The organism is Plasticicumulans acidivorans, from assembly GCF_003182095.1.
GTDB lineage: Bacteria > Pseudomonadota > Gammaproteobacteria > Competibacterales > Competibacteraceae > Plasticicumulans > Plasticicumulans acidivorans.
The window spans coordinates 458,380-472,614 of record NZ_QGTJ01000001.1; the positions used below are offsets into that span (position 1 = coordinate 458,380).

A 14,235-nucleotide genomic window follows, 5' to 3' on the forward strand; every position below is an offset into this window, starting at 1 on the left:
TCGCCGACCGCCTCGGCGCCGACCTGCCCGCCAACCCCGTCACCCAGGTCGGCGCCGGCAGCGGCACGCCGGGCACGGCGGTGGCCGCCGGCACCGATAGCAGCAGCGGCAGCAGTGTCGTCGGCAGCTTCGGCACGCTCACCCTCGGCGCCGACGGCAGCTACCGCTACGTCCTCGACACCAGCAATGCCAGTGTCAATGCCCTGCCCAATGGCCAGACGCTGGCCGACATCTTCAGCTACACGATCACCGATGCCGACGGCGACAGCAGCACGACGACGCTGACCATCACCGTCACCAGCGTCAACGACGCGCCGGTTGCGGTCGACGATCACGGCGTCACCGATGAAGACACGCCGCTGCAGGGCAACGTCATCGCCAACGACGGCGACATCGACTCGCCGCGCAGCGAGCTGTCGGTGCAGTCGTTCAGCGTCGACGGCGATGCCCGCGTCTACGGGCCGGGCGAGACGGCGACGATCCCCGGCATCGGCACGCTGCGCATCGACGCCGACGGCCAGTATCTGTTCACGCCGGCACACGACTATTCCGGCCCGGTACCGACCGTCACCTACACCCTCAGCGATGGCGGGCTGAGCGATACCGCGACGCTGAGCATCGACGTGCGCCCGGTCGCCGACACCCCGCGCCTCGACGTCACGGCCCCGCCGACCACGTCAGCGGCCGGCACGATACCGCTGACGATCGACACCGGCGTCACCGACACCGTCCCCAACGATCTCGGCAGCGAGCATGTGGACAGCGTCACCCTCAGCGGCCTGCCGAGCGGTTCCGTGCTCCGCAACGCCGCCGGTGAAACCTTCGTCGTCAACGGCGACACGCTGACGCTGACGCCAGCACAGCTGCCGGGGCTGAGCCTGACGCCGCCGCCGCTGTTCAGCGGCAGCGTGCAGCTGGAGGTCACTGCCACGGCCGTGGATGGCAGCAGCCGTGCCAGCAGCACACGCAGCATCGTGTTCATGGTGCCGGGTCGCGGGGTGGCGCTGAACGATACGCCGACCACGCCACCGGCCGCTGGCGATCACGACAGCCTGAGCCGCTGGCTGCAGCCGCAGAACGATCCGTTCCGCCTCACCGGCTCCACTGATTACGGCAGCGCCTCGCCGTATGCCTATCAGGGGATGACGCTGCCACAGCACACCCGTGACGCTGACGGCAACAACTACGAGCTGTATCTGAGCGGCGACGTGCGCGATCAGGTGATGATCGAACGCAGGCCCAGTTCCTTCGCGCTGTCGCGGGCGGCATTCCGCCATACCGATCCGGCCGAGCACCTGAGCTTCGAGGCCATTCGGCCCGATGGTCGTCCGCTGCCGGCCTGGCTGAATTTCGACCGCGAGAGCCTGCGCTTCTGGGGTGTGCCGCCGCGCGACTTCGATGGTCTGGACATCGTGGTCATCGCCCGCGACAGCTACGGCCATCACGTCACCGTGCAGTTCCACGTATACCCGGAGACGCAGAGCGTTCTGCAGTACTCCCCGCTGCGCCACCCGGCTGCTGCGGAGAAAACTCACGGCCCGAGAACCGCCGAACCTGCTGCGACCCCGGCGCCGCAAGCGCCGGCGGCCAGCGTGGTGGAACCGACAGCCCCCTGGCTGGCCGCACTGCTGAGCGAAGACCGCGACGCCGCCGTACCGCCCGCGGAGCCCGCCGCTGCAGCGGGCCACCACGGCGGCCTCAGCGAGCAACTGCAGCGCAGCGCGCCGAAACCGCTCGGCGAACACAGCCGCGAACTCGCCGCCCTGCTCAACACGTCCCTTTGATACCCACGCCCTGCGTCTGCCTCACATTTCCCGGTAAGGATCACCGATACCCATGAGCGTTCCACACCAGAGCCTGTTCCACCGCGTCTCCGTGCTTGGCCTCGTCTGCAGCCTGAGTGCCTGCGCGATCTCGCCGCAACCGCTGACCGAGGCCGAACATCGCACCCGCGTCGAAGTCGACCGCGCCGCCATCGTCAACGATCAGGTGGCCGTCACCGCCCCGCTGACCCTGCCGGAAGCGATCGCCCGGGCGCTGAAGTACAACTACGACCACCGCCTGGCGGTGATGGAGTCGGTGCTGCAGGACCGCCAGCTGACCGTGGCGAACTTCGCGATGCTGCCGCGGCTCGCGCTCAACGCCGGCTACACCGCGCGCGACAACGACCTGGCCTCGGTGAGCAAGGACGTCTACCCGATCGAGCGCGACCGCGAAACCAACTACCAGACCTCCAACGATCGCGCCCACCGCTTCATCGACCTGACCTTCACCTGGAACCTGCTCGATTTCGGCGTCGGCTACTACCAGGCCAAGCAGCAGGCCGACCGCGTGCTGGTCGCCCGCGAACGCCGGCGCAAAGTGGTCAACAACATCGTCAAGGAAGTCAGCACCGCTTACTGGCGCGCGGCGACCGCCGAACGCCTGCTGCCGCGCATCGAGCCAGCCCTGGCGCAGGCTGAAAAAGCCCTCGCCGCCAGCGGCAGCATCGAGCGCGACCGCCTGCAGCCGATGATTCCGGTGCTCGAATACCGTCGCAACCTGCTGCAGATGGTCGGCCAGCTGCGCCGGCTGCACGCCGACATGCAGGTCGCCAAAGCCCAGCTCGCCGGCCTGATCAACGCGCCGACCGATGCGCCACTGCCGATCGCACTGGCCGAACGCGGCGAGCTGCCGGCACCGACCGCGCTGCAGGAATCGCTGCCGACGCTGGAGACGGTCGGCCTGTTCTACCGCCCCGACCTGCGCGAGGAGGCTTATCAGGCGCGCATCGACCGCAACGGCGTGCGCAAGGAGATGATCCGCCTGCTGCCGGGCCTGTCGATCATCGGCTCGACCAACTACGACTCCAACTCCTACCTGCTCAACCGCGCCTGGGCCGAGGCCGGCATCCGCGCCACCTACAACCTGATCAACCTCGCCGCCGGTCCGAGCATCATCGATGCCGCCGAATCGCAGGCCGAGATCGGCGAATGGCGCCGCCGTGCGCTGACCATCGCCGCACTGGTGCAGATCAACGTCGCCTATCAGCAGTACGTCCACGCGCAGCAGGAATTCGCCGACGCCCGCGAACTCAACCTGGTCGAGGAACGCCTGCTGCGCGCCGTGCGCAACGCCACCGAAGCGCAGGCGCAGTCCGGCTTCGAGCACATCCGTCACCAGGTGGCAGCGCTGACCACCCAGCTCGAACGTGACCGTGCGCTGACCGATCTGCAGACGGCGCTGGCCAACGTCTTCGTCTCGATCGGCGTCGATCCCTACGACGGCCCGATCGAAGGCGTCGAGCTGAACGACATGAGCACTGCCATCGCCACCCGCCTGGCACTGTGGCAGAAGGGGCGGCTGCCGGAAGCGATGGTGCAGGCCGCCACCGCGCCGGCACCGACCACCGACGCACAGGTCAGCACCGGCACCCCGCACGACGGTGCGCAGGACAGCGTCGTAGCCGCACGATGAAATACGCATTGCCAATACTGTTGGCGCTGGCCGCACTGCGGCCGGCGCTGGCCGAGCCGCTGCCCGCCGTGCGTGCCCAGCTGGTGCCGGTGCACGCCACGCTGATCTCCAGCGAGATGGCCGGCCGCATCGCTGAACTGCCGCTGCGCGAAGGTGAGCGCTTCGAGGCTGGCGCGACGCTGTTGCGCTTCGCCTGCAGCGAGCAGGAAAGCCGGCTCGCGCGCGCCGAAGCAACGCTCACCAAAAAGCAGCGCACGCTGGAGGTCAACGCACGCCTGAACAAGATGCAGTCGATCAGCAAGCTCGAACTCGACATTTCCAAAGCCGAGGTCGATGAGGCCGCCGCCGATGTGCAGCTGGCGCAGACGCTGAACAAACGCTGCCTGATCAAGGCACCCTTCCCCGGCCGCGTCGTCGAACGGCACGCACAACGCTACCAGTCGGTCAGCGAGGGCGCCCCGCTGCTCGACATCCTCGACGACAGCCAGTTCGAAATCGAAGCGATCGTGCCTTCGCAGTGGCTGCAGTGGTTGCAGCCCGGCCACGTCTTCACCCTCGATGTCGACGAGACCGGCAAGCACTACGAAGCGCGGATTGCGCGCATCGGTGCCCGTGTCGACCCGGTCAGCCAGTCGGTGAAGATCTACGGTCAGCTGCAGACGCCGGCACCGGAGCTGCTCGCCGGCATGAGCGGCCAGCTGCAGATCACCCCCTGATGCCCCAGAGTGCCCGTCCGGCGGCCGAAGCCGCAGCCGCCGGCACGCCGCCGGCCGCGCTGCTGCGTCTGGCAGCCCTGGTGCGACTGGAGCAGCGCGCGCGGCAGACGCCGGCCGCCGAACTGGCGTTCATGATCGTCAACGAAACGCATGCGCTGCTGCCCTATCACCAGGCGCTGCTGTTCGACCGCGAGCGGCACATCGTCGCGGCTTCCGGTGTCGCCCGCCCCGACCCGCAGAGCCCCTACCTGCTCTGGCTCACGCAGGTGCTGCGCGCACTGCCGGCCAGCCCGGATGCCACACAGCCGCTCGATGCCAGCCAGCTGCCCGGCACACTCGCCGCCGACTGGTCACGCTGGCTGCCGGCACACGTGCTGTGGCTACCGCTGCGCCGCGCACCGGACGAAGACTACGGCGGCCTGCTGCTGAGCCGTGCCGAGCCCTGGGGCGAGGCCGACCGCCAGCTGCTGGCGCTGCTCGCCGAAAGCTACGCCGCCGCCCTGGCGCTGGCGGCGCGGGCCCCGCGCCGGCAACGGCGACTGCCGCGCCGACGGCTGCTGTACTGGCTTGGCGGTCTGCTCGCACTGGGCCTGATCGGTGCCTGGCCGACGCGTCAGTCGGTGCTGGCGCCGGCCGAGGTCGTGCCACGCACCCCGGCGCTGGTGCGTGCGCCGGTCGAGGGCGTGGTCGCCAGCTTCCAGATCGAGCCGAACCAGACCGTCAGCGCCGATCAGCCGCTGCTGCGCTTCGACGACACGCAGGTGCGCAGCAAGCTCGACGTCGCCAGCCGCGCCCGCGACGTCGCCCAGGCCGAATACCTGACCGCTGCGCAGCAGGCCTTCACCGACGCCAAGGCCAAGGCACGCCTGGCCGAGCTGCAGAGCCGCGTCGAGCAGCAGGCTGCCGAGCGCGATTATTACGCCGGCCTGCTGGAACGCTTGCAGGTGCGTGCGCCGCAGGCCGGTGTGGCGATCTTCGACGATGCCAACGACTGGCTCGGCCGTCCGCTCAGCATCGGCCAGAAGATCATGGTGATCGCCCGTCCGGACGACGTCGAACTCGACGTGCACCTGCCGGCCAATGATCCGCTCGCGCTCGGCAGCGGCGCCGAGGCGCTGTTCTTCCCGAACATCGCACCGGAGCGGCCGCTCGCCGCGCGGGTGCGGCTGGTCGGCTACAGCGCCAGTACCGGCCCCGATGGCATCGCCGCCTATCGCATCAAGGCCAGTTTCGACGCCGGCGCCACGCTGCGTCCGGGACTGCGCGGCACCGCCCGGCTCTACGGCGAGCCGACACCGCTGGCGCTGTGGCTGCTGCGCCGGCCGCTGGCCAACCTGGCACGCTGGCTGTCGCTATGACCCCCGCCGATACCGACGCGCTGCCGCTCCTGCGTGAGGATCTGGCCGTGTATCCGGGGCCGAGTGGCGCCGGTGGCGTGCCGAGCTGGACGCTGCATGATCCGCTCGGCAACCGCTTTCTGCGCATCGGCTGGCTGGAATTCGAATTCCTGCAGCGCTGGCGGCTTGGCAGCGCCGCCGCCGTGCTCGCCGCGATCAATGCCGAAACCACACTGCGGGCCAGCGCCGAGCAGCTCACCGGCTTCGTCCGTTTTCTCGGCGCACAGCAGTTGCTGCAGCTCGCCTCGCCGGCCGCCAGCCACGCGTTCCACGAGCGCCGCGAACGCGAGCGGCACACGCTGTGGCAGTGGCTGCTGCACCACTATCTGTTCATCCGCATCCCGCTGCTGCAGCCGCAGCGGCTGCTCGATGCCGCGCTGCCGTGGGTCGGCGGGCTGTACCGGCGCGGCTGGCTGTGGCTGCTGCTCGCGCTCGCCGGCGGCGGTGCGCTGCTGATCCTGCGTCACTGGGAGCGCTTCACCCACGAGTTCCCGTTCGACTTCACGCTGCAGGGCGCACTGGCCGCTGGTGCCTGCATCGGCCTGAGCAAACTGCTGCACGAGTTCGGTCATGCCTTCACCGCTGCGCGCTATGGCTGCCGGGTGCCGGCGATGGGGGTGGCGCTGATCGTGTTCTGGCCGGTGTTCTGGACCGATGTCACCGAGGCCTGGAAGCTGCGCGAGCGCCGCCCGCGGCTGGCGATCGGCAGCGCCGGCGTCGTCGTCGAGCTGGCGCTGGCGACGCTGGCGACCTGGGCCTGGGTGCTGCTGCCGGACGGTGCACTGCGCAACGGCGCGCACCTGCTGGCCGGCTCGGCCTGGCTGTTGACACTGGCGATCAACCTCAACCCGTTCATGCGCTTCGACGGCTATTACCTGCTTTCCGACCTGCTCGACGAACCCAATCTGCAGGCGCGCGCCTTCGCCCTCGGCCGCTGGCGCCTGCGCGAGTGGCTGTTCCAGCTCGGCGAACCGCGCCCGGAGCAGCTGCCGCCGGCGCGCGAGCGGCTGCTGACCACCTGGGCCTGGGGCACCTGGATCTACCGCCTGCTGCTGTTCACCGGCATCGCACTGGCGGTGTATCACCTGTTCTTCAAGCTGCTCGGACTGCTGCTGTTCGCCGTCGAGATCGGCTGGTTCATCGTGCGCCCGATCGTCAGCGAGCTGCGCGCCTGGCGCGAACACCCGCGGCTGCAGCACTGGCGCGCCTGGCGCGTGCCGCTGGCACTGCTGGCACTGCTGGGCGCCGTGCTGCTGCTGCCCTGGCAGACGCACATCAGCGCCCCGGCCGTGTGGCTGGCGCCGGCCGACAGCGTGCTCTACGTCGAACAGCCGGCGCGCCTGCAGCAGCGGCATGTGCAGGCGAACATGCAGGTCGACGCCGGCGACGTGCTGTTCAGCCTCGCCTCGCCCGACCTCGAACACACCATCGCCACGCTGAGCGCGCAGCGCGCCGTGCTGCTGCAGGCGCTCGGCCGCCGCGGCTTCGACGCCGAGCTCAACGAGCGGCGCAGCATCGACTGGCAGGAACTGCTGCGCATCAGCACTGAACTCGACGGCGCGCTGGCCAGCCGCGAGCGACTGACGATCCGCGCACCGTTTGCCGGACGCATCGTCGACCTCGACGAGAGCCTGCGCCCCGGCGACTGGCTCGGCCGTGGCGAGGCGCTGGCGACGCTGGTTGCCGCCGGCAGCGGTCGCATCATCACCTACGTCGAGGAAACCGACCTCGGCCGCATTCACCTCGACGCACCGGCCCGCTTCTACGTGGCGGGGCATGCCGGGGCCATCGCCGCGCAGGTGGTACGCATCGAGGCCGGCGCGGCAGCGCGCATCCCGGAGCTCGCCCTGGCTTCGATCCGTGGCGGTGACATCGCCAGCCGCGACGACGGCAACGGCGCAGCGCAGCCGGTCGAGGCACGCTACCGCGTCGAGCTGCAGCCCGACGCCGCCGCAACGCGGCCGACTCCGCCACCTGGTGGCGAAATCGCCATCGCCGCCGGCCGCGAAGCCCCCTGGCAGCGGCTGTGGCGACAGCTCGGCGGCGCCCTGATCCGCGAGTCCGGCTGGTAGCGACCGCCAGCCGTTTTGCACGGCCTTACCCTTACGGATGGCAAGGTCTTGTTCCGCTTGAATTTGAACCTCGGCGCAGGGATGCGGCACACTCCTGACCCTTCTCATCCCTTACATGTGACGAGGAGACAATGCGCCCGCCTCATGCCGCACCGCGATGCCGCCGCCCCCGCGGCAGCTCGCAGGCCCGCAACACGGGCTTCACGCGTGCTACCCACCTGCTCGCACTGCTGATTGCCACCACCACCGCGCTGCTGGTTTTCGCGCTGCCAGCGCTGCACGAACCACCGCCGGCGCAGAAGGAAATCGCACCTGCCTACGAAGCCATTTCCGGTGCCGCACCGCCGGCCACCGACGCAGCGGCAGCGGCCATCGACGCAGCCCTGAAATCCTCCGACCTCGACAACGGCGATGATCCGGCCGCCGCTATCGCGGCGATCGAAGCCGCCGCCCGCTGGCGCACCACCGAGGTGCGCCCGGCCGATACGCTGAGTGCGATCTTCGAGCGTCTGCAGATCGATCCGGGCACGCTGCAGGCGGTGCTCGACGCCGACCCGCAGCAGACCGACGCCCTGCAGCGCATCTTCCCCGGTCAGCGTCTGCGCCTGCGCCTCGATGCCGACGGCGCCCTGCAGGAACTGGTGTTCGAGGCGGACCCGAGCAGCGGCCTGCACTGGCAGCGAGCCGAGGATGACGACGGCTTCGAGGTCAGCCGCTATGAGCACCGCGTCGAGCCACGCATCGTCCACGCCTCCGGCGTCATCAGCGATTCGCTGTACCAGAGCGCGACCGCCGCCGGCCTGTCGGATGCACTGATCGTCGAACTGGCACGCATCTTCGGCTACGACATCGATTTCGCCCTCGACATCCGTCCCGGCGACACCTTCACCGTGCTCTACGAAGAGGAATACGTGCGCGGCGAAAAAATCGGCGACGGCGCGATCCTCGCCGCCGAATTCAGCAATCACGGCCGCACCTTCAGCGCGGTGCGCTACACCGGTCTCGACGGCCGGGCCGACTGGTATGACCGTGACGGCCGGCCGCTGCGCAAGGCCTTCCTGCGCTCGCCGGTGGATTTCCGCCGCATCAGCTCACACTTCCAGCGCGAGCGCTTTCACCCGGTGCTCGGCGTGCGCCGCCCGCATCGTGGTGTCGACTATGCAGCGGCGACCGGCACGCCGATCTGGGCCTCCGGCGACGGCCGCGTCGAGTTCGCCGGCTGGCGCAGCGGCTATGGCAACGTCGTCATCCTGCGCCACGGCCGCCACTACGAAACGCTTTACGGCCATATGTCGCGCATCGCCAAGCTGACGGCCGGCGCTCGCGTCAAGCAGGGGCAGATCATCGGTTACGTCGGCCAGACCGGCCTGGCGAGCGGGCCACACCTGCATTACGAGTTCCGCATCGATGGCCGCCACGTCGACCCGGTCAACGCCGAAATCCCGCGTGCCGAGCCGATCCCGCCGGAGCTGCGCCGCGATTTCGCCCGCGAAACCGGACCGCTGCTGGCACGCCTGGATGTCGTCAACAGCCGCTTCCTCGCCGAAGTACGTTCGAGCAGTGTCGAGGAGCGCACCGCGGCGACGCCGTAAGGCAGGCGGTTCAGCCCGGCAGCTCGTGGACGACGCAGGCTCGTTCGCCGAGCGTCGTCGCCAGCGGTTCGCAGTACTCGATGCAGCAGCTCGGATCGGCCTGCAGTTCCAGCCACGGCGGCAGCAACAGCAGCCAGCGCCCGGTCGGCGCCTCGCACAGTGCGCGCGCCGCGCGCAGCAATGCGCCCAGCCAGTCGCTGTCGCTGGTCTCGATGGTGGTCGGCCGCAGCCGCTCGAACGGTGCGGTGCCGCCGACCGGCTGCGGCGCGGTGATGATGCCGTCGAGCAGCTGGTAGAGCCAGATCAGCTGCTGGTTTTCGTCGTGGGGCACGAAGGCGAACACGTACTGCTCGATGCCATCGGCGGAGATGCCGCCGGCGATCTCGAAGTCAGCCTCGACCGGCCGCAGCGAAATGACACCGAGCTTGTTGGCCGCCAGCGTCAGCGACTCGGCCGACTGCAGCGACAGGCCGAGCATGCCGTTGACCCACACCAGCATCTGCGCCGTCAGCGGATGGATGAACCCCGGACTCATGCGGTTGAGCATGTAGTCGGCGACTTCCAGCGGCCTGAAACCCTTGATCAGCAAAAAATGATGACTCATCGCACAACCTCGAAACGTCCCCCCGATCAGACCGCCGTCGCGATATGGGCTGCACACGCGACGTACAGTTGACCGCAGCCCCGAAGCGGCTGCGGTCGCTATAAGCATGGTTCAGCCGCGGCTCACCTGCCGCGTTGCAGAGCGAAATAGCTGACCGGGATCACCACCAGCGTCAGCAGCGTCGAGACGAACACGCCAAAGATCAGCGAGATCGCCAGACCGCCGAAGATCGGGTCATCGAGGATGAACAGCGCACCGAGCATCGCCGCCAGCCCGGTGAGCGCGATCGGCCGCGCCCGTACCGCGGCGGCGGCGATCACCGCCTCGGCCAGCGGCCGTCCGGCGGCGGTCTCCAGCCGCACGAAATCGACCAGCAGGATCGAGTTGCGCACGATGATGCCGGCGAGCGCGATCATGCCGATCATCGAGGTGGCGGTGAACGGCTGGCCGAGCAGCGCATGCCCCGGCAGGATGCCGACCAGCGTCAGCGGGATCGGCGCCATGATCACCAGCGGCAACGTGTAGGAGCCGAACTGGGCCACGATCAGCAGCCAGATCAGCAGCAAGCCGACGGCGTAGGCCAGGCCCATGTCGCGGAAGGTCTCCCAGGTGATCTGCCACTCGCCGTCCCACTTCAGGCTCCAGTCGACCGCCAAATCGGGCTGGGCGAAGCCGTGCTGCACCAGCGTGCGCCCGGCCAGCGGCGGCTGCAGGCGCGCGGCGATGGCCGCCATGCCGTAGAGCGGGCTGTCGAGGTGCCCGGCCATGTCGCCGAGCACGTAGATCACCGGCAGACCGTCCTTGCGGTAGCGCGGCTGCTCCTGCAGGCCGTGCTCGATGCTCACCAGCTCACCGAGCGGCACCAGCGTGCCGTCGCGCGCGCGCAGGCGCAGATCGAGCAGTGCCGTGCTGTCGGCCTTGGCGGCGGGCGGCAGCTCCAGGCGGATCGGCAGCGGCGAGCGCAGCGCCTCGCCGTGCAGATAGCCGGCATCCTCGCCGCTGAGCAGCGTCGCCACCGCCTGCGCCACCTGCGCCTGGCTGACGCCGAGCTGCGCAGCGCGGTTGCGGTCGACATGCAGGATCAACCGCTGCGAGGGCCGGTCGAGGGTGACGTCGACATCGACGATGTCCGCCGTGCTGGCGAACAGGTCGCGCAGCGCCCAGGCGATCGCCTCCTGGCCGGCGCGGTCGAGGCCGTAGATCTCGGCGACGATCGGCGCCTGCACCGGCGGCCCCGGTGGCACCTCGACCAGCTTGAGCACCGCGCCGCTGGCCTGCGCGATCGCCGCCAGCCGCGGCCGCAGCGCGCGGGCGATGTCGTGGCTCTTGCGCTCGCGCTGGTGGCGATCGAGCAGATTGACCTGGACCTCACCGAGCGTCGGTCCGCTGCGCAGGTAGTACTGGCGCACCAGACCGTTGAAACCGATCGGTGCGCTGGTGCCGGCGTAGATCTGGTAGTCGGTGACTTCCGGCGTGCGCGCCACCTCGCGGCCGAGTGCCTCAAGCACCGCCAGCGTGCGCTCCAGCGGCGTGCCGGCCGGCATGTCGACGACCAGCTCGAACTCCGACTTGTTGTCGAAGGGCAGCATCTTCAGCACCACGCGCTCGAAATAGACCAGGCTGGCGGCAGCACCGATCGCCAGCAGCACGCCGGCGAGCAGCCACCAGCGCCGGCGGCGGCCGCGCGCGGCATCGGTGAACGGGCCGATCAGCCGCGCGAACAGCGCGTGCAGGCGCTCGTCACCATGACTTTCGGCATGCGTGCTGCGCAGCAGGTGGCGTGACAGCCACGGCGTCAGGATGAAGGCCACGGCCAGCGAGATCAGCATGCCGAGGCTGGCGTTGATCGGGATCGGCGCCATGTACGGCCCCATCAGGCCGGTGACGAAAGCCATCGGCAGCAGCGCGGCGATCACCGTCAGCGTGGCAAGGATGGTCGGCCCGCCGACCTCGTCGACCGCCGCCGGGATCGCCCCGCCGTGCGCCAGGTGACGGTGCACGTTTTCGACGACGACGATGGCGTCGTCGACGAGGATGCCGATCGAAAAAATCAGTGCGAACAGCGACACCCGGTTCAGCGTGAAGCCCCAGGCCCAGGAGGCGAACAGCGTGATCGCCAGCGTCACGATCACCGCACTGCCGACCACCGTCGCCGCGCGCGCGCCGAGCGCGATCCACACCAGCGCGATCACCAGCGAGGTGGCAAAGATCAGCTTGTGGATCAGCGTCTGCGCCTTGTCATCGGCGGTGGTGCCGTAATCGCGGCTGACCGTCAGCTCGACCCCCTCGGGGATCAGCACGCCGCGCAGCGCGGCGACGCGATCGAGCAGTGCCGCGGCGATGCTCACGGCGTTGCTGCCGGGCTTTTTGGTGATCGCCAGCGTCACCGCCGGATGCGTCGGCTGGCCGGCCGCACCGCTGGCCTGCCCCTGACCGAAGCGCACGTAATCGGCCGGCTCGGCCTGTGTGCGCTCGATGTCGGCAACGTCGCTCAGATACACCGGTGCGCCGGCGTGCAGACCGACCACCAGCCCGCCGAGCTCCTCGGCGCGACCGAGAAAACTGCCGGCCTGCACAGCGACGACACCGCCGTCACCGACCAGGCGGCCGGCGTCGGTCGAGGCATTGGCGCTGGCCAGGGCGTTGCGCAGGTCATCGAGCGCCAGGCCGTAACCGGCCAGCCGCGCCGGATCGAGGCGCACGGCGACGACCTCCTGCGGCGCGCCGACGGTGTAGAGATCGCGGGTGCCGGGCACGCGCTTGAGCTCGGCTTCGAGGGTGTGCGCCACCTGCGCCAGTTCGGCGGCGCCGTAGCGCGCCTCGCGGCTCCACAGCGTCAGCGTCAGGATCGGCACGTCGTCGATGCCTTTGGGCTTGATGATCGGCGTGCCGGTGCCGAGCGTGGCCGGCAGCCAGTCACTGTGCGAATAGACCTGATCGTAGAGGCGCACCAGCGCCGCGGTGCGCGCTTCGCCGACGCGAAACTCGACGCTGACGATGGCCTGCCCCGGCCGCGACTGCGAATAGACGTGCTTGATGCCGGCGATCGCGCCGAGCACCTGCTCGGCCGGCCCGGCGACCAGGCGTTCGACCTCCTCGGCGGTGGCGCCGGGGAACGGGATGAACACATCGGCGAAGGTGACGTCGATCTGCGGTTCTTCCTCACGCGGCGTCACCAGCACCGCGAACACGCCGAGCAGCAGGCCGAGCAGCGCCAGCAGCGGCGTGATCTGCGCATCGAGGAAGGTCGCCGCCAGCCGCCCGGCAAGGCCGAGCGGACGGGTGGCGTCACGCGCCTGCGGCGTCTGCGGACTCATTGCGCCTGCCCCCCGCTGATGCGCTGCTGCGCCGCCGCCACCGGATCGAGCGCGACGCGCTCGCCGGCTTCGAGCCCGGCGAGGATTTCGACGACGTCGTCATGACGCAGGCCAGCGCGCACCTGGCGCAGCTGCGGCGTGCCGTCGGCGGCGAGCACGTAGACCGCACTCAGCTCACCGCGCTGCGCCAGCGCTGTCGCCGGCACCACCAGACGCTGCAGCTGGCCGACGCGAAACGCGGTCTTTACCAGCATGCCGGGATAGAGGCCGTCGATGTCGGCGGCCAGCTCGATGCGCACGCGAAACGCATGCGTGCTGGCGTCGGCGTAGGGAAAGATCGTCAGCGCGGTCGCCGGCAGCGTCTGTCCGTCACGGCCGAGCACGCGGGCGCTGGCCTCGCGGCGCACGGCGGCGATCAGCCGCTGCGGCACCTCGGCGACGGCGCGCAGCTGGCGCGGATCGAAGCCGGTCAGCAGCGGCGTGCCCGGCTGCACCGCCTCGCCGAGCTGGACGTGACGCTGCAGCACGACGCCGCCATACGGCGCGTTGATCGTGGTGTAGCCGAGCTGCTCGCGGGCCTGTGCCAGACCGGCCTGAGCAGCGACCAGGCGCGCTTTGGCGGCGTCATAGCCGGCCTGCGCGGCGTCGAGCTCGGCCTTGGCGACGGCGTGGCTGGCATAGGTACGCTGCATGCGGTCGAGCTCGCGGCCGGCCTCGTCGAAGCGCGCCTGCGCCTCAGCGACGCTGGCCTGCGCCGCACCCAGCCCGGCCTGCTGCTCGGTGGCACGCAGGCGCAGGATCGGCGCACCGGCCGCGACGGTATCGCCGACATCGACCAGGATCGCCTCGACCCGACCGCTGGTCTCTGCCGACACCGTGCTCTGGTGTACCGCCTCGATGACGCTTTCCAGCACCGCCTCAGCCGGCAGCTGGCGCTGTTCGGCCGTGGCCGCGGCGAGTGCCGGCCCGGCAGCGGCGGCGCGCGTCAGCCCCAGCAGCAACAGCGAAATCGACAGCATCATCCTCATCACAGATCCTCCGCAGCGCCGCATCGAACGCCGACACTTCGTATCTTCGAAAG

Annotated in this window: 9 protein-coding genes; 6 read left to right on the forward strand and 3 right to left on the reverse strand. The window is 69.8% G+C overall.

What is annotated here, in order from left to right:
- The 6 genes from C7443_RS20015 to C7443_RS01880 all read left to right on the forward strand — a co-directional run.
- Positions 1-1,784, forward strand: a 1,784-nt coding sequence (locus C7443_RS20015; RefSeq protein ID WP_170123448.1) for an Ig-like domain-containing protein, incomplete at its 5' end; no start/stop codon positions are given.
- Between the two features lie 52 nt (positions 1,785-1,836).
- Positions 1,837-3,456 carry a TolC family protein gene (locus C7443_RS01860; RefSeq protein WP_110016871.1) on the forward strand — a complete coding sequence of 540 codons (1,620 nt, stop codon included), beginning with the start codon at positions 1,837-1,839 and terminating at the stop codon, positions 3,454-3,456.
- 8 nt (positions 3,457-3,464) lie between these two features.
- Positions 3,465-4,172 (forward strand): efflux RND transporter periplasmic adaptor subunit, encoded by a 708-nt coding sequence (locus C7443_RS01865; RefSeq protein ID WP_170123449.1) that lies wholly within the window; start codon positions 3,465-3,467, stop codon positions 4,170-4,172.
- A complete protein-coding gene (locus tag C7443_RS01870) occupies positions 4,172-5,530 on the forward strand; it encodes an efflux RND transporter periplasmic adaptor subunit (protein WP_110016873.1) in 1,359 nt (452 codons plus the stop codon). The genes C7443_RS01865 and C7443_RS01870 overlap by 1 nt, the downstream gene beginning before the upstream one ends.
- Positions 5,527-7,641, forward strand: coding sequence for an HlyD family efflux transporter periplasmic adaptor subunit (locus C7443_RS01875; protein WP_110016874.1), 2,115 nt, complete (start codon positions 5,527-5,529; stop codon positions 7,639-7,641). The genes C7443_RS01870 and C7443_RS01875 overlap by 4 nt, the downstream gene beginning before the upstream one ends.
- A gap of 131 nt (positions 7,642-7,772) precedes the next feature.
- Positions 7,773-9,233: a peptidoglycan DD-metalloendopeptidase family protein gene (locus tag C7443_RS01880; protein WP_110016875.1), complete on the forward strand. Its 1,461-nt coding sequence runs from the start codon at positions 7,773-7,775 to the stop codon at positions 9,231-9,233.
- A 10-nt stretch (positions 9,234-9,243) separates the two neighbouring features.
- Here C7443_RS01880 and C7443_RS01885 read toward each other — a convergent pair whose 3' ends face one another.
- From C7443_RS01885 to C7443_RS01895, 3 genes are all read right to left on the reverse strand, one after another.
- Positions 9,244-9,837 carry a hypothetical protein gene (locus tag C7443_RS01885; protein ID WP_110016876.1) on the reverse strand — a complete coding sequence of 198 codons (594 nt, stop codon included), beginning with the start codon at positions 9,835-9,837 and terminating at the stop codon, positions 9,244-9,246.
- Positions 9,838-9,959: 122 nt separating this feature from the next.
- On the reverse strand, positions 9,960-13,154 hold the full coding sequence (locus tag C7443_RS01890) for an efflux RND transporter permease subunit (protein ID WP_110016877.1): 3,195 nt from the start codon (positions 13,152-13,154) through the stop codon (positions 9,960-9,962).
- Positions 13,151-14,182, reverse strand: a complete 1,032-nt coding sequence (locus tag C7443_RS01895) for an efflux RND transporter periplasmic adaptor subunit (RefSeq protein ID WP_170123450.1) — start codon at positions 14,180-14,182, stop codon at positions 13,151-13,153. The genes C7443_RS01890 and C7443_RS01895 overlap by 4 nt, the downstream gene beginning before the upstream one ends.
- Between the last annotated feature and the right edge of the window lie 53 nt (positions 14,183-14,235).